18 protein-coding genes are annotated in these 20,560 nt (G+C 59.3%); 17 read left to right on the top strand and 1 reads right to left on the bottom strand.

Annotation, left to right across the window (positions count from 1 at the left end):
- Positions 1-6 precede the first annotated feature (6 nt).
- Positions 7-789 (bottom strand): type I methionyl aminopeptidase, encoded by a 783-nt coding sequence (gene map, locus VLA07_RS02700; protein ID WP_007964271.1) that lies wholly within the window; start codon positions 787-789, stop codon positions 7-9.
- Positions 790-1,162: 373 nt separating this feature from the next.
- On the opposite strand from map, the gene rpsB reads away from it, so the two are divergent.
- The 17 genes from rpsB (at position 1,163) to VLA07_RS02615 (ending at position 20,478) form a co-directional block, all read left to right on the top strand.
- Positions 1,163-1,900 (top strand): 30S ribosomal protein S2, encoded by a 738-nt coding sequence (rpsB, locus tag VLA07_RS02695; protein ID WP_003222119.1) that lies wholly within the window; start codon positions 1,163-1,165, stop codon positions 1,898-1,900.
- A gap of 203 nt (positions 1,901-2,103) precedes the next feature.
- On the top strand, positions 2,104-2,967 hold the full coding sequence (gene tsf / locus VLA07_RS02690; protein ID WP_027611027.1) for a translation elongation factor Ts: 864 nt from the start codon (positions 2,104-2,106) through the stop codon (positions 2,965-2,967).
- A gap of 212 nt (positions 2,968-3,179) precedes the next feature.
- Positions 3,180-3,923 (top strand): UMP kinase, encoded by a 744-nt coding sequence (gene pyrH / locus VLA07_RS02685; protein WP_003222124.1) that lies wholly within the window; start codon positions 3,180-3,182, stop codon positions 3,921-3,923.
- The gene (gene frr / locus VLA07_RS02680) at positions 3,920-4,477 is read left to right on the top strand and encodes a ribosome recycling factor (protein ID WP_047291868.1); all 558 of its coding nucleotides are present in this window, start codon (positions 3,920-3,922) and stop codon (positions 4,475-4,477) included. The genes pyrH and frr overlap by 4 nt, the downstream gene beginning before the upstream one ends.
- Before the next feature lie 14 nt (positions 4,478-4,491).
- Positions 4,492-5,247 carry a polyprenyl diphosphate synthase gene (gene uppS, locus VLA07_RS02675; RefSeq protein WP_003222128.1) on the top strand — a complete coding sequence of 252 codons (756 nt, stop codon included), beginning with the start codon at positions 4,492-4,494 and terminating at the stop codon, positions 5,245-5,247.
- On the top strand, positions 5,247-6,053 hold the full coding sequence (locus VLA07_RS02670) for a phosphatidate cytidylyltransferase (RefSeq protein ID WP_027611029.1): 807 nt from the start codon (positions 5,247-5,249) through the stop codon (positions 6,051-6,053). The genes uppS and VLA07_RS02670 overlap by 1 nt, the downstream gene beginning before the upstream one ends.
- Positions 6,050-7,240, top strand: coding sequence for a 1-deoxy-D-xylulose-5-phosphate reductoisomerase (gene ispC / locus VLA07_RS02665; protein WP_135295055.1), 1,191 nt, complete (start codon positions 6,050-6,052; stop codon positions 7,238-7,240). The genes VLA07_RS02670 and ispC overlap by 4 nt, the downstream gene beginning before the upstream one ends.
- A 54-nt stretch (positions 7,241-7,294) precedes the next feature.
- Positions 7,295-8,647 (top strand): sigma E protease regulator RseP, encoded by a 1,353-nt coding sequence (gene rseP, locus VLA07_RS02660; RefSeq protein ID WP_247269402.1) that lies wholly within the window; start codon positions 7,295-7,297, stop codon positions 8,645-8,647.
- 74 nt (positions 8,648-8,721) lie between these two features.
- Positions 8,722-11,097, top strand: coding sequence for an outer membrane protein assembly factor BamA (gene bamA, locus VLA07_RS02655; RefSeq protein WP_247269401.1), 2,376 nt, complete (start codon positions 8,722-8,724; stop codon positions 11,095-11,097).
- Between the two features lie 45 nt (positions 11,098-11,142).
- Entirely contained in the window at positions 11,143-11,646 is a 504-nt protein-coding gene (locus VLA07_RS02650; RefSeq protein WP_003222140.1) for an OmpH family outer membrane protein, read from the top strand.
- 3 nt (positions 11,647-11,649) lie between these two features.
- A complete protein-coding gene (gene lpxD, locus VLA07_RS02645) occupies positions 11,650-12,705 on the top strand; it encodes a UDP-3-O-(3-hydroxymyristoyl)glucosamine N-acyltransferase (protein WP_123587100.1) in 1,056 nt (351 codons plus the stop codon).
- Positions 12,706-12,811: 106 nt separating this feature from the next.
- Positions 12,812-13,252: a 3-hydroxyacyl-ACP dehydratase FabZ gene (gene fabZ, locus VLA07_RS02640; RefSeq protein WP_003222142.1), complete on the top strand. Its 441-nt coding sequence runs from the start codon at positions 12,812-12,814 to the stop codon at positions 13,250-13,252.
- Positions 13,249-14,025 (top strand): acyl-ACP--UDP-N-acetylglucosamine O-acyltransferase, encoded by a 777-nt coding sequence (lpxA, locus tag VLA07_RS02635; RefSeq protein ID WP_007964278.1) that lies wholly within the window; start codon positions 13,249-13,251, stop codon positions 14,023-14,025. Before fabZ ends, lpxA begins: the two co-directional genes overlap by 4 nt.
- Before the next feature lie 2 nt (positions 14,026-14,027).
- Entirely contained in the window at positions 14,028-15,158 is a 1,131-nt protein-coding gene (lpxB, locus tag VLA07_RS02630; RefSeq protein ID WP_135295057.1) for a lipid-A-disaccharide synthase, read from the top strand.
- An 8-nt stretch (positions 15,159-15,166) separates the two neighbouring features.
- Positions 15,167-15,793: a ribonuclease HII gene (gene rnhB / locus VLA07_RS02625; protein WP_027611036.1), complete on the top strand. Its 627-nt coding sequence runs from the start codon at positions 15,167-15,169 to the stop codon at positions 15,791-15,793.
- Between the two features lie 76 nt (positions 15,794-15,869).
- A complete protein-coding gene (dnaE, locus tag VLA07_RS02620) occupies positions 15,870-19,391 on the top strand; it encodes a DNA polymerase III subunit alpha (RefSeq protein ID WP_097086450.1) in 3,522 nt (1,173 codons plus the stop codon).
- 139 nt (positions 19,392-19,530) lie between these two features.
- Entirely contained in the window at positions 19,531-20,478 is a 948-nt protein-coding gene (locus VLA07_RS02615; protein ID WP_064586192.1) for an acetyl-CoA carboxylase carboxyltransferase subunit alpha, read from the top strand.
- The last annotated feature ends 82 nt before the right edge of the window (positions 20,479-20,560 follow it).

The raw sequence follows: 20,560 nt of genomic DNA, 5'->3' as shown, positions 1-20,560 counted from the left end.
TTGGGATCAGGCCGAGACGCGCGGGATGGTGTCGTCGGCGCGCAGGGTGAAGATCTCGTAGCCGGTGTCGGTCACCAGCAGGGTGTGTTCCCACTGCGCCGAGAGCTTGCGGTCCTTGGTGATCGCGGTCCAGCCGTCGCCCAGTACCTTGGTGTCGGCCTTGCCCTGGTTGATCATCGGTTCGATGGTGAAGGTCATGCCGGCCTTCAGTTCCATGCCGGTGCCGGCGCGACCGTAATGCAGGATCTGCGGCTCTTCGTGGAACACCTTGCCGATGCCGTGGCCGCAGAACTCGCGAACCACCGAGAAACCGTTCTTTTCCGCGTGCTTCTGGATGATTTCACCGATGTCGCCGAGGCGGCAGCCAGGTTTGACGATTTCGATCGCCTTGTACATGCATTCCTGAGTGACCTGCGACAGGCGTTCGGCCCAGACCGGCACTTCGCCAACGTGGAACATGCGGCTGGTGTCGCCGTGGTAGCCGTCCTTGATCACGGTGACGTCGATGTTCAGCGTGTCGCCATTCTTCAGCGGCTTGTCATTCGGGATACCGTGGCAGACGACGTGATTGATCGAGGTGCAGATCGACTTCGGGTAGCCCTTGTAGTTGAGCGGGGCAGGGATGGCCTGCTGCACGTTGACGATGTAGTCGTGGCAGATCTGGTTCAGTTGATCGGTGGTCACGCCCGGTTTGACGTGTTCGGCAATCATTTCCAGCACATCGGCGGCCAGTTTGCCGGCGACACGCATGCCAGCGATGTCCTCGGGGGTTTTGAGGTTGACGGTCATACAGGCTCTCTCTGCGCTCGGCGGCGCTTGCTGATACGGATAGGGTGGCAGGTGTGGGATTTGCGACCCTGAAAAACGCGATTCTACCAGACGAAAGGAGCAAATCCGCGCCTGCGTGCATTGCGTCTGTCTATACAATGGTGCGCTTGAAGGCGATTCCAAGGGGGCTGAGCCCATGTCCCTGGTGCGATTGCAGATTCCGGGTTCCGTTTCTGTGCACCCTGTGGTATAAAATGCGCCGCTTTCCGGGGATACCCCGAAAAGCTTAAATCCACACACGTGTCGACACGATGACCTGGGTGCTTTTGGCTTTATGCCACTGGTTGGTCATTGGGATACGTGGAGGCCAAACCCGACTTATTAAGGAACTATCATGTCCCAAGTCAACATGCGCGATATGCTGAAGGCCGGTGTGCACTTCGGTCACCAAACCCGTTACTGGAATCCGAAAATGGGTAAGTACATTTTCGGCGCGCGTAACAAGATTCACATCATCAACCTTGAAAAAACCCTGCCAATGTTCAACGAAGCTCTGACTTTCGTAGAACGTCTGGCCCAGGGCAAAAACAAGATTCTGTTCGTCGGCACCAAGCGTTCCGCTGGCAAGATCGTTGCTGAAGAAGCAGCACGTTGCGGTTCGCCGTACGTCGATCACCGCTGGTTGGGCGGCATGCTGACCAACTTCAAAACCATTCGTGCTTCCATCAAGCGTCTGCGTGACCTTGAAGTTCAAGCCGAAGACGGTACTTTCGCCAAGCTGACCAAGAAAGAAGCGCTGATGCGCTCCCGTGACCTGGAAAAGCTGGATCGTTCGCTGGGCGGCATCAAGGACATGGGCGGTCTGCCAGACGCACTGTTCGTGATCGACGTTGACCACGAGCGCATCGCGATCACCGAAGCCAACAAGCTGGGCATCCCGGTCATCGGCGTTGTCGATACCAACAGCAGCCCGGAAGGCGTTGACTACATCATCCCAGGCAACGATGACGCAATCCGCGCTATCCAGCTGTACATGGGTTCGATGGCTGACGCAGTGATCCGTGGTCGCAACAATGTTGCTGGCGGCACTGTTGAATTCGCAGCTGAAGAAACTCAGGCTGCAGCTGAGTAATCGACGCCCTGGCGTTGACTCAGTAAGCAAAAAGGGGGCTTGGCCCCCTTTTTGCCACCTCGAAAACCGTTTGTTGGCGCCCACTTGTGGCAGCGCACCTCCTGCATTTGTAACGTGCAGCAGCTACAAGGTGTTTCGGGAAGAATTGAACGCCCGTTCGATCGGGTGGAATGGTTGAAAACCTATCCAAGAGGAATTTGAAAATGGCAGCAATTACTGCAGCGTTGGTTAAAGAACTGCGCGAGCGTACCGGCGAAGGCATGATGGACTGCAAGAAAGCCCTGGAAAAGGCTGACGGCGACATCGAAAAAGCCATTGATGACATGCGTGCTTCGGGCGCGATCAAGGCTGCGAAAAAGGCTGGCAACGTTGCCGCTGAAGGCGCAATCGCAATCAAGGACGACGGTAAAGCTGCCGTTATCCTGGAAGTGAACTCGCAGACCGACTTCCTGGCTCTGCAAGACGACTTCAAAAACTTCGTCGCTGCCAGCGTTGAAAAAGCTTTCGCTGACAAGCTGACCGACGCTGCTCCGCTGATCGCTTCGCAAGAAGCTGCTCGCGAAGCACTGGTTGCCAAAGTAGGCGAGAACGTCAACATCCGTCGTCTGGCCCGTATCGAAGGTGACGTTGTCGGTTCTTACCTGCACGGCAACAAGATCGGTGTCGTTGTGGCTCTGAAAGGCGGTGACGTCGAGCTGGCCAAAGACATCGCGATGCACGTAGCTGCCAGCAACCCTGAGTTCCTGCTGCCTTCGCAAGTTTCGGCTGAAGCGATCGAGCGTGAAAAAGCTGTGTTCCTGCAGCTGAACGAAGAGAAGATCAAAGGCAAGCCAGAAAACATTGTTGAGAACATGGTCAAAGGCCGTATCAGCAAGTTCCTGGCAGAAGCAAGCCTGGTTGAGCAGGCGTTCGTCAAGAACCCTGAAATCAAGGTTGGCGAGCTGGCCAAGAAAGGCGGCGCAGAAATCGTTTCCTTCACCTACTTCAAAGTAGGCGAAGGCATCGAGAAGCCGGTCGACAACTTCGCTGAAGAAGTTGCTGCCCAGCTGGCTGCCGCCAAGCAATAAGACGGTTTTTCAACTGTCGCCCGAAAGAGGCTGCCCGCTCACGCGCGCAGCCTCTTTTCAGATGGGGTTACCATTTTTTAATTGGTTTCCACTGGGAACTGACTTACAAAGCCAGGTTCCGATGGCGCTGAAGCAGCGCCAAGCTAGAGTGAACGGCAGCTGTAAAACAGCTTGCACAGAATTTTTTAAATACGCCGCAGGAGAGATTCGCAATGGCTCAGCAGGGCAGTGGTTATCAGGCTCGCTATAAACGCATTCTACTCAAGCTTAGCGGCGAGGCCCTGATGGGCTCGGAAGAGTTCGGGATCGATCCAAAAGTGCTGGATCGGATGGCGCTGGAAGTCGGCCAACTGGTCGGCATCGGCGTACAGGTCGGTCTGGTGATCGGCGGTGGCAACCTGTTCCGTGGTGAGGCCTTGAGCAAGGCTGGCATGGATCGGGTGACAGGCGACCACATGGGCATGCTGGCCACTGTGATGAACGCCCTGGCCATGCGCGATGCGCTGGAACGTGCCAATATCTCGGCCATCGTGATGTCGGCCATTTCCATGGTTGGCGTGACCGATCACTATGATCGCCGCAAAGCCATGCGCCACCTGAACTCCAAGGACGTGGTGATCTTCGCCGCCGGTACCGGTAATCCGTTCTTTACCACGGATTCGGCAGCCTGCCTGCGTGCCATCGAAATCGATGCCGACGTCGTGCTGAAAGCGACCAAGGTTGATGGCGTTTACACCGCAGACCCGTTCAAAGACCCGCATGCCGAGAAGTTCGATCATCTGACTTATGATGAAGTGCTGGATCGCAAGCTGGGCGTGATGGATCTGACTGCTATCTGCCTGTGCCGCGATCACAAGATGCCGCTGCGCGTATTCAACATGAACAAGCCCGGCGCCCTGCTGAACATTGTGCACGGCGGCGCTGAAGGGACTTTGATCGAGGAAGGCCAACAATGATCAACGAAATCAAGAAAGACGCCCAAGCGCGTATGCAGAAATCCTTGGAATCTCTGAACCACGCGTTCGGCCAGATTCGTACCGGCAAGGCTCACCCGAGCATTCTCGGCAGCGTCATGGTGCCTTACTACGGTACTGATACCCCGCTGAGCAGCGTCGCCAACGTCACCGTGAAAGATTCGCGTACCCTGCAAGTCGTGGCCTTCGAGCGCAACATGCTTGCTGCCGTCGACAAGGCGATCCAGAGCGCCGGTCTGAACCTCAATCCGACCAACCTGGGTGAGTTGCTTTTGATCCCGATGCCTGCCCTCACCGAGGAAACGCGCAAGGGCTTCACCAAGCAGGCCCGTAGCGCAGCGGAAGACGCGCGTGTTGCCGTGCGCAATATTCGTCGTGACGCATTGGGTGAGCTTAAAAAGCTGGTCAAGGACAAGGAAATCAGTGAAGACGAAGAGCGTCGTGCCATCGCTGATATCGATAAGCTGACCAAGGAATCCGAGGCCCAGATCACCAAGGCCACGGACGAGAAAGAAAAAGACCTGATGGCCGTATAAGGGTCGAGCTTTTAATGGACAAGACCAAGCAGTCTGCGCCGTCCGCGGTGCCGCGCCATGTCGCGATCATCATGGATGGCAATAATCGCTGGGCGAAAAAACGCTTTATGCCGGGTGTCGCCGGGCATAAGGCCGGCGTGGATGCTGTGCGGGCAGTGATCGAGGTGTGCGCCGAGGCCAAGGTCGAAGTGCTCACCCTGTTCGCCTTTTCCAGTGAAAACTGGCAGCGCCCGGCCGATGAAGTCAGTGCCTTGATGGATTTGTTCTTCAAGGCGCTGCGTCGTGAGGCCAAGCGTCTCAATGACAACAACATCAGCCTGCGCATCATCGGCGATCGCTCGCGCTTTCATCCTGAGCTTCAGGCGGCGATGCGCGAGGCCGAGGCCATGACCGCTGGTGCCAACCGCTTCATCTTGCAGATCGCCGCCAACTACGGCGGTCAGTGGGATATTGCCCAGGCGGCGCAGCGTCTGGCGCGTGAAGTCCAGGCCGGGCATCTGCGTCCGGAGGACATCACCCCGGATCTGCTGCAAACCTGTCTGGCCACCGGTGATCTGCCGCTGCCGGACCTGTGCATCCGCACCGGTGGCGAGCACCGCATCAGCAACTTCCTGCTGTGGCAACTGGCGTATGCCGAGTTGTACTTCTCCGACCTGTTCTGGCCGGACTTCAAACACGAAGCCATGCGCACTGCGCTGGCCGATTTCGCTTCACGCCAGCGTCGCTTCGGTAAAACGAGCGAACAGGTTGAAGCTGGAGCCCGGGTTTAATGCTTAAACAACGAATCATCACTGCGCTGATCCTGCTGCCGATCGCCCTGTGCGGGTTTTTCCTGCTCGAAGGCTCCGGTTTCGCGCTGTTCATCGGTCTGGTCGTAAGCCTGGGCGCCTGGGAATGGGCGCGCCTGGCTGGCTTTACCGCACAGTCGTTCCGTGTCGGCTATGCCGCTGTCGTCGCGCTGATGCTGTTCGTCATGTACGTCCTGCCGGGCCTCGCCCCTTGGGTGTTGGGCGCTTCGGTGTTGTGGTGGGCGGTAGCGACGTACCTGGTGCTGACGTACCCGCGCTCGAGCGAGCACTGGTCTACGGCGGCCACCAAACTGGTGATCGGCTTGCTGATCCTGTTGCCGGCCTGGCAAGGGCTGGTGCAGATCAAACAGTACCCGCTGGGTAACTGGCTGATCATGGCGGTGATGGTGCTGGTCTGGGGTGCCGACATCGGTGCTTACTTCTCCGGCCGTGCTTTCGGCAAGCGCAAGCTGGCGCCGCAAGTCAGCCCGGGTAAGAGCTGGGAAGGCGTTTATGGTGGTCTGGCGCTGAGTCTGGTGATCACTGCGATCGTCGGCCTGGTGCGTGACTGGACCGTGGCCGAACTGCTCAAGGGCTTGATCGGCGCTGCGTTGATCGTGTTCATTTCGGTGGTGGGCGACCTCACCGAAAGTATGTTCAAGCGCCAGTCCGGCATCAAGGACAGCAGCAACCTGCTGCCCGGTCATGGCGGTGTGCTTGATCGCATCGACAGCCTGACCGCTGCGATCCCGATTTTTGCCGTACTGCTGTGGATGGCTGCACCGTGAGCCGCCCGCAACAGATCACTGTCCTGGGGGCTACCGGTTCGATTGGCCTGAGCACCCTCGACGTTATCGCTCGGCATCCCGAGCGTTATCAGGTTTTCGCCCTGAGCGGTTTCACGCGCCTGAGCGAGTTGCTGGCCTTGTGCGTTCGGCATGTGCCGCAGTTTGCGGTGGTGCCTGAAGTGGCTGCGGCGCGTGGCTTGCAGGACGACTTGCGGGCTGCCGGGCTGTCCACTCGGGTGCTGGTGGGGGAAGAGGGCCTGTGCCAGGTCGCCTCCGCCCCTGAAGTTGATGCTGTGATGGCGGCCATTGTCGGCGCCGCGGGCCTGCGCCCGACGCTGGCGGCGGTGCAGGCCGGGAAGAAAATTCTCCTGGCCAACAAAGAGGCGCTGGTGATGTCTGGCGCGCTGTTCATGCAGGCGGTGCACAAGAGCGGTTCGGTGTTGCTGCCGATCGACAGCGAACACAACGCGATCTTCCAGTGCATGCCGCAGGATTTTGCCCGTGGACTGGGTGCGGTCGGCGTGCGGCGGATTCTGCTGACGGCTTCGGGCGGTCCTTTCCGGCAGACGCCGATGAGCGAGCTGGCGCATGTTTCGCCTGATCAGGCGTGTGCGCACCCGAACTGGTCGATGGGTCGCAAGATCTCAGTGGACTCGGCCAGCATGATGAACAAGGGCCTGGAGTTGATCGAGGCCTGCTGGCTGTTCGATGCCAAGCCGTCGCAGGTCGAGGTGGTGATCCATCCGCAGAGTGTGATTCACTCGCTGGTCGACTATGTGGATGGCTCGGTATTGGCGCAGTTGGGCAACCCTGACATGCGCACGCCGATTGCCAACGCACTGGCCTGGCCTGAGCGAATCGACTCGGGTGTGGCGCCGCTGGATCTGTTTGCCGTTGCGCGCCTGGATTTCGAGGCGCCGGACGAACAGCGCTTCCCTTGTCTGCGCCTGGCGCGACAGGCGGCGGAGGCCGGCAACAGTGCGCCGGCCATGCTCAATGCGGCCAACGAAGTGGCAGTCGCGGCGTTTCTCGACGGACGCGTTGGTTATCTGGAAATCGCGAGTATTATCGAGGACGTGCTGAACCTCGAGCCAGTGGTTGCGCTTGAGGATCTGGACGCGGTGTTTACCGCGGACGCGAAAGCGCGGATTCTGGCCGAACAGTGGCTTGATCGTCACGGCCGATAGCCGTTGCAGACCCATGGCTTCACGCGGCACTGAACAGGATTGCGGAGAAAGTAGATGAGCGCGCTCTATATGATTGCCGGCACCCTGATCGCTTTGGGTGTACTGGTCACCTTTCACGAATTCGGCCACTTCTGGGTCGCGCGTCGCTGTGGCGTCAAGGTTTTGCGTTTTTCCGTAGGCTTCGGCATGCCCCTGCTGCGCTGGCACGACAAGCAGGGCACCGAGTTTGTCGTCGCCGCGATTCCGCTGGGTGGCTACGTCAAAATGCTCGATGAGCGTGAAGGCGAGGTGCCAGCCGATCAGCTTCATCAGTCCTTCAATCGCAAATCGGTTCGCCAGCGCATCGCTATTGTCGCGGCGGGACCGATCGCCAACTTCCTGCTGGCCCTGGTGTTTTTCTGGGTGCTGGCGATGCTCGGCAGTGAGCAGATCCGTCCGGTCATCGGTGCCGTCGAGTCCGGCAGCATCGCGGCCAAGGCCGGTTTGAGTGCCGGTCAGGAAATCGTCGCCATCGATGGCGAGCCGACTTCCGGCTGGGCGGCCGTCAATTTGCAGTTGGTTCGTCGTCTTGGGGAAAGCGGTTCCCTGCGATTGCTCGTGCGCGAGCAGGGCTCTACCGCTGACACGCCGCGCGAACTGGCGCTGGACCACTGGCTCAAAGGGGCTGATGAACCCGATCCGATTCGCTCGCTGGGTATTCGCCCATGGCGCCCGGCGTTGCCGCCGGTGCTGGCCGAGCTCGATCCAAAAGGTCCGGCGCAGGCCGCTGGTCTGAAAACCGGCGACCGCCTGTTGTCGCTCGATGGCCAGGCGCTGGGTGACTGGCAGCAAGTGGTTGATACCGTTCGTACGCGTCCTGATACCAGAATCTTGCTGCGCGTCGAGCGCGACGGTGCTCAAATCGACGTCCCGGTGACCTTGGCTGCGCGTGGCGAAAGCAAGGCGCCGAGCGGTTATCTGGGTGCTGGCGTGAAAGCAGTGGACTGGCCGCCGGAAATGATCCGCGAGGTCAGTTATGGCCCGTTGGCCGCAATTGGCGAGGGTGCCCGGCGTACCTGGACCATGAGCATCCTGACGCTGGACTCACTGAAGAAAATGCTGTTTGGCGAGCTCTCGGTAAAAAACTTGAGTGGGCCGATAACCATTGCTAAAGTGGCGGGCGCTTCTGCCCAGTCGGGCGTTGCTGATTTCCTGAATTTCCTTGCTTATCTGAGTATTAGCCTGGGGGTTCTGAATTTGCTGCCCATTCCTGTACTGGATGGGGGGCATTTGTTGTTTTATCTGATTGAGTGGGTGCGTGGTCGCCCCTTGTCGGATCGGGTGCAAGGTTGGGGGGTGCAGATCGGTATCAGTTTGGTGGTCGGAGTGATGTTGCTTGCTCTGGTCAATGATCTGGGTCGACTGTAAAGCTTCGCTGAATTGCGAATCTGCCGCATTTTGCGGCAGTTTGTTTATTGCCAGTTGGAATAAGAAAGGACTTCATGAAACGTCTGCTGCTAACTGCGGTTCTCACCGTATTGATGATCGCCGAAGTTCACGCCGAGTCCTTCACTATCTCTGATATTCGCGTCAATGGCCTCCAGCGGGTCTCCGCGGGTAGCGTCTTTGGTGCCTTGCCGTTGAACGTCGGCGAGCAGGCGGATGATCGTCGCCTGGTGGAATCCACTCGTGCGTTGTTCAAAACCGGTTTCTTTCAAGATATCCAGCTGGGCCGCGAAGGCAACGTTCTGGTGATCACGGTCGTCGAACGTCCGTCGGTCGCCAGTATCGAGATCGAAGGCAACAAGGCGATCTCCACCGAAGACCTGATGAAGGGCCTCAAGCAGTCCGGTCTGTCCGAAGGTGAAATCTTCCAGCGCGCCACCCTCGAAGGTGTCCGTAACGAGCTGCAACGTCAGTACGTTGCCCAGGGCCGTTACTCGGCGACCGTCGACACCGAAGTGGTCTCGCAGCCGCGCAACCGCGTCGCGCTGAAAGTGAAGATCAACGAAGGCACCGTGGCGGCCATCCAGCACATCAACGTGGTGGGTAACACGGTCTTCCCTGATGACGATCTGATCGACCTGTTCGAGCTGAAAACCACCAACTGGCTGTCGTTCTTCAAGAACGACGACAAGTATGCCCGTGAAAAACTCTCCGGTGACCTGGAGCGCCTGCGTTCCTACTACCTGGACCGTGGCTACATCAACATGGATATCGCTTCGACCCAGGTGTCCATCACCCCGGACAAGAAGCACGTCTACATCACCGTCAACATCACCGAAGGCGAGAAGTACACCGTTCGTGACGTCAAGCTCAGCGGTGACCTGAAAGTGCCTGAAGACCAGGTCAAGTCGCTGTTGCTGGTGCAGAAAGGCCAGGTGTTCTCGCGCAAGCTGATGACCACCACCTCCGAACTGATCACCCGCCGTCTGGGTAACGAGGGTTACACCTTCGCCAACGTCAACGGCGTACCTCAGCCGCATGACGACGATCACACTGTGGACATCCTGTTCGCCGTCGATCCGGGCAAGCGTGCCTACGTCAATCGCATCAACTTCCGTGGCAACACCAAGTCCGAGGACGAAGTGCTGCGTCGTGAAATGCGTCAGATGGAAGGTGGCTGGGCTTCGACCTACCTGATCGACCAGTCCAAGACCCGTCTGGAGCGTCTGGGCTTCTTCAAGGAAGTGAACGTTGAAACGCCGGCTGTACCGGGTGTCGACGACCAGGTTGACGTGAACTACGCCGTTGAAGAGCAGGCCTCCGGTTCGATCACCGCCAGTGTCGGTTTCGCCCAGAGCGCCGGTCTGATCCTCGGTGGTTCGATCACCCAGAACAACTTCCTCGGTACCGGTAACCGTGTGAGCGTGGGCCTGACCCGCAGCGAATACCAGAGCCGCTACAACTTCGGCTACGTTGACCCGTACTGGACCGCCGATGGCGTGAGCCTGGGTTACAACGCGTTCTATCGCACCACCGACTACAAAGACCTCGACGTCGACGTAGCAAGCTATGCGGTAGACAGCCTGGGTGCCGGCGTCAACGTTGGCTACCCGATCAGCGAGACTTCGCGTCTGACCTTCGGTCTGTCCGCTCAGCAGGACAAGATCAAGACCGGTCAGTACACCGTTGACGAGATCTTCGACTTCGTTAACAAGGAAGGCGACCAGTACCTGAACTTCAAGGCATCGGCCGGTTGGTCCGAGTCGACCCTGAACAAGGGCGTACTGCCGACCCGTGGTCGTTCGCAGAGCCTGACGCTGGAAACCACGATTCCGGGCAGCGACCTGTCGTTCTACAAACTCGACTACCGTGGTCAGTTGTTCCAGCCGATCACCGAAAACTACACCCTGCGTCTGCACACCGAGCTGGGTTATGGCGACGGTTATGGTTCGACCGACGGCTTGCCGTTCTATGAAAACTACTATGCTGGTGGTTTCAACTCGGTACGTGGCTTCAAGGACAGTACTCTGGGGCCGCGCAGTACTCCGAGTCGTGGTACCAATCCGGGTACTTCGGTTGACCCGGATCAGGATCCGCTGCCGTTCGGTGGTAACGTCCTGATCCAGGGCGGTGCCGAGGTTCTGTTCCCGCTGCCGTTCGTCAAGGATCAACGCTCCTTGCGTACCTCGGTATTCTGGGACGTGGGTAACGTTTTCGATTCGCAGTGCAAGGACACCACCAACGCAAATGGCTCGACGTCCAACACCAAGTGTAACGACATCAGCCTGAGCAACATGGCCAGTTCCGTTGGTGTGGGTGTGACCTGGGTCACCGCACTGGGTCCTCTGAGTTTTGCTCTGGCGATGCCGGTCAAGAAACCGGATAACGCTGAAACTCAAGTGTTCCAATTCTCCCTCGGCCAGACGTTCTAAGCGTCTGACCCAAGATAACGACAATGGATTTTGTAGGAGTGCATCGTGCGTAAGTTGACTCAATTGGTTCTCCTGGCCTCCGTACTGGTGGCAGGCCCGGCGTTCGCCGACATGAAAATCGCCGTTCTGAACTATCAGATGGCACTGCTGGAGTCCGACGCGGCCAAGAAATACGCCGTGGATGCCGAGAAGAAGTTCGGTCCGCAACTGACCAAGCTCAAGACGCTGGAAAGCAGCGCCAAGGGCATTCAGGACCGTCTGATGGCCGGTGGCGACAAGATGCAGCAGGGCGAGCGTGAGCGTCTGGAGCTTGAATTCAAGCAAAAGGCCCGTGACTTCCAGTTCCAGTCCAAGGAACTGAACGAAGCCAAGGCAGTTGCCGACCGCGAAATGCTCAAGCAACTGAAGCCGAAACTGGATAGCGCAGTGGAAGAAGTCATCAAGAAAGGTGGTTTTGACCTGGTGTTCGAGCGTGGCGCAGTGATCGATGTCAAACCTCAGTACGACATCACGCGCCAGGTTATCGAGCGCATGAATCAGCTGAAGTAACCCATGACCGTGACTATCAAGCTCGGCCAGTTGGCCGAGTTCCTCGGCGCCACCCTGCGTGGCGACCCCGAGACGCAAATTACTGGGCTAGCCACCTTGCAGGAGGCTGGCCCAGCTCAGTTGAGCTTTCTGGCAAATCCTCAATATCGCAAATACCTGGCAAGTTCCCAGGCGGCTGCGCTATTGCTCAAGGAAGCCGACGCCGAAGGTTTTGCCGGCAACGCGCTGGTGGTGCCGGATCCTTACCTGGCTTACGCCCGTATCTCCCATCTGTTCGATCCCAAACCGAAAGCCGCTGCGGGCGTTCATCCCACGGCGGTGATTGCACCGGATGCGGTAGTTGATCCAAGCGCCAGCATCGGTCCGTTTGTGGTGATCGAGGCCGGTGCGCGCATTGGTGCGCAGGTCACCCTGGGGGCCCATTGCGTCATCGGTGCCCGCAGTGAAATCGGCGAGGGCGGCTGGCTCGCTCCGCGGGTGACGCTGTACCACGACGTGCGCATCGGCAAGCGTGTAGTGATCCAGTCCGGTGCCGTTCTCGGTGGTGAAGGCTTCGGTTTTGCCAACGAGAAAGGTATCTGGCAAAAGATCGCCCAGATCGGCGGCGTGACCATCGGCGACGATGTCGAGATCGGCGTGAATACCGCCATCGACCGTGGCGCGCTGGCAGATACCGTGATCGGCAACGGCGTGAAACTCGACAACCAGATCCAGATCGCGCACAACGTCCAGGTCGGTGATCACACCGCCATGGCGGCCTGTGTCGGTATCTCCGGCAGCACCAAAATCGGCAAGCACTGCATGCTCGCCGGTGGTGTCGGCCTGGTGGGGCACATCGATATTTGCGACAACGTTTTCTTGACCGGGATGACCATGGTGACCCACTCGATTACCGAGCCAGGCGCCTATTCTTCCGGCACAGCCATGCAACCGGCGGCCGAATGGCGCAAAAGCGCGGCCCGCATCCGTCAGCTCGATGACCTCGCGCGACGTTTGAAGCAACTGGAAAAGCGCGTCGGGGAAGTGACCCCCGGCAGCAATGCTTCATCTGATGGCTGATACCATTTCCATATCAAGTGTGCACAGCCTCTAGACTGCCTCCTTGATTTGCTAGAGGAGTGCGCGTCAGTCGCGCTCCCAATCTTTACATAGGCTTCCCCCCGAAATGATGGACATCAACGAGATTCGCGAATACCTGCCTCACCGTTACCCGTTCCTGCTGGTGGACCGGGTGGTGGAACTGGACACTGAAGGCAAGCGCATTCGCGCCTACAAGAATGTCAGCATCAATGAGCCATTCTTCAACGGCCACTTCCCGGCGCACCCGATCATGCCGGGCGTACTGATCATCGAAGCGATGGCCCAGGCTGCCGGGATCCTCGGTTTCAAAATGCTCGACGTGAAACCGGCCGATGGCACCCTTTACTACTTCGTCGGTTCCGACAAGCTGCGTTTCCGTCAGCCGGTGCTGCCGGGTGACCAGTTGATCCTGGAAGCCAAGTTCATCAGCTGCAAGCGCCAGATCTGGAAATTCGAATGCCAGGCTTCGGTCGACGGCAAGCCAGTCTGCTCGGCTGAAATCATCTGTGCGGAACGCAAGCTATGAGTTTGATTGACCCTCGCGCAATCATCGATCCGTCGGCCGTTCTGGCTGACGGCGTCGAGGTCGGCCCGTGGTCGATCGTCGGCGCAGGTGTGGAAATCGGCGAGGGTACTGTGATCGGACCGCATGTGGTCCTCAAAGGCCCGACCCGCATCGGCAAGCACAACCGCATCTACCAGTTTTCCTCGGTAGGCGAAGACACGCCGGATCTGAAGTACAAAGGCGAAGAAACCCGTCTGGTGATCGGTGATCACAACGTCATTCGCGAAGGCGTGACGATTCACCGTGGCACCGTGCAGGACCGTTCGGAAACCACGCTGGGCGATCACAACTTGATCATGGCCTATGCCCACATCGGGCATGACAGCGTGATCGGCAACCACTGCATCCTGGTCAACAACACCGCGTTGGCCGGGCATGTGCACGTTGACGATTGGGCGATCCTTTCCGGTTTCACCCTGGTGCATCAGTACTGCCACATCGGCGCCCACAGTTTTTCCGGCATGGGCACCGCCATCGGCAAGGACGTTCCGGCGTTCGTGACCGTGTTCGGCAACCCGGCCGAAGCGCGCAGCATGAACTTCGAAGGCATGCGCCGTCGTGGTTTCAGCGAAGACGCGATTCACGCGCTGCGCCGCGCTTATAAGACCGTGTATCGCCAGGGCCTGACCGTGGAGCAAGCGTTGGCCGAATTGGCCGAACCTGCTGCGCAGTTCCCGGAAGTTGCGCTGTTTCGTGACTCGATCCAGTCGTCGACTCGCGGCATCACCCGCTGATCATGGCCAGTCTGCGTATTGCGCTGGTGGCGGGCGAAGCTTCCGGCGACATTCTGGGCGCCGGCCTCATGCGCGCCCTCAAGGCTCAACATCCGGCAGTCGAGTTCATCGGTGTCGGCGGTCCGTTGATGCAGGCCGAGGGCCTGACGTCTTATTTCCCCATGGAACGTCTGTCGGTCATGGGGCTGGTGGAAGTCCTTGGGCGGCTGCGCGAGTTGCTCAAGCGCCGCAAGGACCTGATCGCCACGCTGATCGCCGAGAAACCGGATGTGTTCATCGGCATCGACGCTCCCGATTTCAACCTCAACATCGAACTCAAGCTGCGTCAGGCCGGGATCAAGACCGTGCATTACGTCAGCCCTTCGGTGTGGGCGTGGCGCCAGAAGCGTGTGCTGAAGATTCGCGAAGGCTGCGATCTGATGCTCACCCTGTTGCCGTTCGAAGCAAAATTTTACGAAGAGCAGGGCGTGCCAGTGCGGTTCGTCGGTCATACGCTGGCCGATACCATTCCGTTGCAGGCCGATCGCGCCGCAGCGCGTGCCGAACTCGGCTTGCCCGACGGGCCGCTGGTGGCATTGATGCCCGGCAGTCGCGGTGGTGAAGTCGGCCGTCTCGGTGCGCTGTTCCTGGATACTGCCGAACGTCTGCGGGCCATGCGCCCCGGGCTTCGCTTCGTCATCCCGTGCGCCAATGCCGAGCGTCGCGCTCAGCTCGAAGAGTTGCTGGTTGGCCGCGACTTGCCAGTAACCCTGCTCGACGGCAAGTCGCATCTGGCCTTGGCGGCGTGTAACGCGGTGCTGATCGCTTCGGGCACGGCGACGCTTGAGGCGTTGCTGTACAAGCGGCCAATGGTCGTTGCGTATCGCCTGGCACCGCTGACCTTCTGGATTCTCAAGCGCATGGTCAAGAGCCCGTACGTGTCGCTGCCGAACCTGCTGGCCCAGCGTCTGTTGGTGCCGGAATTGTTGCAGGATGATGCGACAGTCGAGGCCCTGGCCCAGACACTGTTGCCATTGATCGAAGGCGGCGAAGAGCAGACCCGAGGCTTCGACGAGATCCACCGCACCCTGCGGCTGGATGCTTCCAATCAGGCGGCGGATGCCGTCCTCAACCTGATCGGTCAGAAACAATGAGCAAGACGATGCAGATGGGCCTGGATTTCACCCTGGTCGCCGAAGTCGAAGAACTGGTGGCCGGTGTCGACGAAGTCGGTCGTGGCCCGTTGTGCGGCGCAGTGGTGACGGCGGCGGTGATCCTCGATCCGAACCGGCCGATCCTCGGCCTCAACGACTCGAAGAAACTCACTGAAGCCAAGCGCGAGAAGCTCTACGACGAGATCATCGAGAAATCCCTGAGCTGGTGCATTGCACGCGCCGAAGTCGAGGAAATCGACGAGCTGAACATCCTCCACGCGACCATGCTCGCCATGCAACGCGCAGTGGCCGGGCTGCATATTCAGCCGAAACTGGCGATGATCGACGGCAACCGGTGCCCGAAACTGCCGATGCGCGCCGAAGCGGTGGTGCAGGGTGACGGCAAGGTACCGGCCATCGCTGCCGCGTCGATTCTGGCCAAAGTCAGCCGCGACCGTGAAATGGCTGCATTCGAATTGATCTACCCGGGGTACGGCATCGGCGGTCATAAAGGCTACCCGACGCCCGTTCATCTGGAAGCGTTGGTGCGCCTTGGCCCGACCCCGATTCACCGGCGCTCCTTCGCCCCGGTGCGTCAGGCTTACGAGGCGCTCGAAGGCCTGACGCAGGTTTAGGCGCAAGGCTGATGTTTTGTTCGAGGCCCGGTACAATCCGGGCCTTGTTGTCTCTATGTAACTGGACAGGATCACTATGCCGGCTTCATTCGTTCATCTACGCCTGCACACTGAATACTCCCTGGTCGACGGGCTGGTGCGGATCAAGCCACTGGTCAAGGCGCTGACCGGCATGAACATGCCGGCCGTGGCGGTCACCGATCAGAACAACATGTGTTCCCTGGTCAAATTCTATAAAAACGCCATGGGCGCCGGCATCAAGCCGATCTGCGGTGCCGACCTGTGGCTGTCGAACAAGGATCCGGACGGGCCATTGAGCCGGATCAGCCTGTTGGTGATGAACGCCAAGGGTTATCGCAATCTCACCGAGCTGATCTCGCGCGGCTTCATCGACGGCCAGCGCAACGGCATGATCATCATCGAGCGTGAATGGGTCGCCGAGGCCAACGAAGGCCTGATCATGCTGTCCGCCGCCAAAGAAGGCGAGATCGGCATGGCCATGATCAGTGGCAACCCGGACGAAGCCGAAACGCTGGCGCGCGAATGGATGGCGGTGTTCCCGGATCGTTTCTATCTGGAGATCCAGCGCACCAATCGTCCCAACGACGAAGAGCAACTGCACGGTGCCGTGGCCCTGGCCGACAAGCTCGGCGCGCCGCTGGTGGCGACCAACGACGTGCGCTTCATCAAGCAGGAAGACTTCGCTGCCCACGAAACCCGCGTGTGCATCGGTGAGGGCCGCGCCCTCGACGATCCGCGGCGTTCGAAGAATTACAGCGACCAGCAATACCTCAAAAGCGCCGAGGAAATGGCCGAGCTGTTCAGCGACATTCCCGACGCGATCGAAAACACCGTCGAGATCGCCAAGCGCTGCAACATCGACGTGAAGCTGGGCAAGCACTTCCTGCCCGACTACCCGATTCCCGATGGCATGACCATCGACGAATATTTCCGCAAGGTGTCGTTCGACGGTCTGGAAGACCGCCTCAGCGTATTGCTGCCCAAGGACACCACCGAAGACTATGAGGCCAAGCGTCAGGTCTATGTCGACCGGCTGAATTTCGAGCTGGATATCATCATCCAGATGGGCTTCCCCGGTTATTTCCTGATCGTGATGGACTTTATCCAGTGGGCCAAGAACAACGGTGTGCCGGTGGGCCCGGGCCGTGGGTCGGGTGCCGGCTCGCTGGTGGCCTATGTGCAGAAGATCACTGACCTCGATCCGCTGGAATACGACCTGCTGTTCGAACGTTTCCTTAACCCGGAACGGGTCTCGATGCCCGACTTCGACGTCGACTTCTGCATGGACGGTCGTGACCGGGTGATCGACTACGTGGCCGAGAAATACGGTCGCAACGCGGTAAGCCAGATCATCACCTTCGGTTCCATGGCCGCCAAGGCTGTGGTGCGCGACGTGGCGCGGGCCCAAGGCAAGTCATTCGGCCTGGCGGATCGTCTGTCGAAGATGATTCCGTTCGAAGTCGGCATGACCCTGGAAAAAGCCTACGAGCAGGAGGAGATCCTGCGCGACTTCATCAAGGTCGATGAGGAAGCGGCGGAAATCTGGGAGATGGCGCGCAAGCTTGAGGGCGTGGTGCGTAACGTCGGCAAGCACGCCGGTGGTGTGGTAATCGCCCCGACCAAGCTGACCGACTTCTCGCCGATCTATTGCGACGAGGCTGGCGATGGTCTGGTGACCCAGTTCGACAAGGACGACGTCGAGGCGGCCGGTCTGGTGAAGTTCGACTTCCTCGGCCTGCGGACCCTGACGATCATCGACTGGGCGCTGAAAACCATCAACCGTGACCGCGCCAAGGTCAACGAGCCGCCGCTGGATATCGCGTTTATCCCGCTGGATGACAAACCGACTTATCAGTTGCTGCAAAAAGCTGAAACCACCGCGGTATTCCAGCTCGAATCCCGGGGCATGAAAGAGCTGATCAAAAAGCTCAAGCCTGACTGTCTCGAAGACTTGATCGCACTGGTGGCCCTGTTCCGTCCGGGCCCGCTGCAATCGGGCATGGTGGATGACTTCATCAACCGTAAGCACGGTCGCGCCGAATTGGCTTATCCGCATCCGGATTACCAGTATGAAGGCCTGCAGCCGGTACTGGCGCCGACTTACGGCATCATTCTGTATCAGGAACAGGTGATGCAGATCGCCCAGGTCATGGCCGGTTACACCCTCGGTGGTGCGGACATGCTGCGTCGGGCGATGGGTAAGAAAAAACCCGAGGAAATGGCCAAGCAGCGCGGCGGCTTTATTGAAGGTTGTGCGTCGAACAATATCGACGCGGATCTTGCCGGTAACATTTTCGACCTGGTGGAAAAATTCGCCGGTTACGGCTTCAACAAGTCCCACTCCGCTGCTTACGGCCTGGTGTCGTACCAGACTGCCTGGCTGAAAGCCCACTACCCGGCGCCATTCATGGCGGCGGTGCTTTCGGCGGATATGCACAACACCGACAAGGTCGTGACCTTGATCGAGGAAGTGCGCACGATGAAGCTGCGCCTCGACGCGCCGGACGTGAACACTTCGGAGTTCAAGTTCACGGTGAACGACGAAGGCCGCATCGTGTACGGCCTGGGCGCGATCAAAGGTGTCGGTGAAGGTCCGGTGGAAGCGATTACCGAGGCTCGTCAGGCCGGTCCATTCAAGGATCTGTTCGACTTCTGCGCCAGGGTCGACCTCAAGCGCATCAACAAGCGCACGCTGGACGGTTTGATCCGCAGCGGCGCGCTGGATCGCCTCGGGCCGTACTTCCATGACGAGCAGAAGGCTTATCAGGCCAACATCGACCGCAACCGCGCGGTGCTGTTGGCGGCGATGGAGGAGGCGATCAAGTCGGCCGAACAGACCGCGCGCACCCGCGACAGCGGCCATGCCGACCTGTTCGGCGGGCTGTTTGTCGAGGAAGATGCGGACGTCTACGCGACGCACCGCAAGGCCAAGGAGCTGACCCTCAAGGAGCGGCTCAAGGGTGAGAAAGACACTCTGGGCCTGTACCTGACCGGTCACCCGATCGACGAGTACGAAGGCGAGATTCGCCGTTTCGCCCGGCAGCGCATCATCGACCTGAAACCGGCCCGCGACACACAAACCGTGGCCGGGATGATCATTGCCCTGCGGGTGATGAAGAACAAGAAGGGCGACAAGATGGGCTTCATCACCCTCGACGACCGCTCGGGGCGGATCGAGGCGTCGCTGTTTGCCGATGCGTTTCACTCTGCGCAGTCGCTGTTGCAGACCGACGCGATGGTGGTGGTTGAAGGCGAGGTCAGCAACGACGACTTCTCCGGTGGCCTGCGCCTGCGGGTCAAACGGGTGATGAGCATGGAAGATGCACGGACCAATCTGGCCGAGAGCCTGCGCCTGAAGCTGCACACTCAGGACTTGAAAGGCGATCAGCTACGCTGGTTGGGTGAGCTGCTCAAGCGTCACCGCGGGGCGTGCCCGATCACCATGGAGTACACCAGCCCGGATGCGAAGACCTTGCTGCAGTTTGGCGAGACCTGGCGAATCGACCCGGCGGATGCGTTGATTCAAGCCCTGCGTGACCAGTTCGGGCGAGACAACGTCTTCCTCCAATACCGTTGACCGGCAAGTGCCATCATTGCGCTTGCCCACAACCTGAATTTTTAATCTCGACCTCAGCGCGCCTCTCCCTTAAGGTAGGGCGCGAATAGACAACCGGCCGGCCCAAGCTCATTTGGGACACGACCCAAGACGGACGCCTATGAACCCGAATTTTCTAGATTTCGAACAGCCGATCGCCGACCTGCAAGCCAAGATCGAAGAGTTGCGCTTGGTCGGTAATGACAATTCGCTGAATATCGGCGATGAGATCTCCCGCCTGCAGGACAAGAGCCGCACGCTGACCGAAGACATCTTCGGCAAGCTGACCAGCTGGCAGATCGCACGCCTGGCGCGTCACCCGAAACGCCCGTACACCCTCGACTACATCGAGCACATCTTCACCGAGTTCGACGAACTGCACGGTGACCGTCACTTCTCCGACGACGCGGCCATTGTGGGCGGCGTGGCACGTCTGGAAGATCAGCCGGTGATGATCATCGGCCACCAGAAGGGCCGTGAAGTGCGCGAGAAGGTGCGCCGCAACTTCGGCATGCCGCGTCCGGAAGGCTACCGCAAGGCCTGCCGTCTGATGGAGATGGCCGAGCGCTTCAAGATGCCGATCCTGACCTTCATCGACACCCCGGGTGCTTACCCGGGCATTGACGCTGAGGAGCGTAACCAGAGCGAAGCGATTGCCTGGAACCTGCGCGTGATGTCGCGTCTGAAGACCCCGATCATCGCCACCGTAATCGGTGAGGGTGGTTCCGGCGGTGCACTGGCGATCGGTGTCTGCGATCAGCTGAACATGCTGCAATATTCGACCTACGCGGTGATCTCGCCGGAAGGTTGCGCTTCGATTCTGTGGAAAACCGCCGAAAAGGCACCGGATGCCGCTGAAGCGATGGGCATCACCGCTGAGCGTCTGAAAGGCCTGGGTATCGTTGACAAGGTGATCGGCGAGCCTCTGGGCGGCGCCCACCGTGATCCGGCCGCTGCCGCTGCGTCGATCCGTGCCGAGCTGAGCTCGCAACTGGCGATGCTGAAGAAGTTCGACAACGAAGCGTTGCTCAAGCGTCGTTACGATCGTCTGATGAGCTACGGTCTCTGACAGATCTCGCAATACCCAATGTGGGAGCGGGCTAGCTCGCGAAAGCGGTATAACAGTCGACAGATGTGTTGATTGTTGAAAC

This window comes from Pseudomonas sp. S3(2024), assembly GCF_036861315.1.
GTDB classification, from domain to species: Bacteria; Pseudomonadota; Gammaproteobacteria; order Pseudomonadales; family Pseudomonadaceae; genus Aquipseudomonas; species Aquipseudomonas putida_A.
The sequence above is the reverse complement of the archived record's forward strand: the minus strand, read 5'-3'. Positions and strand labels throughout refer to the sequence as shown.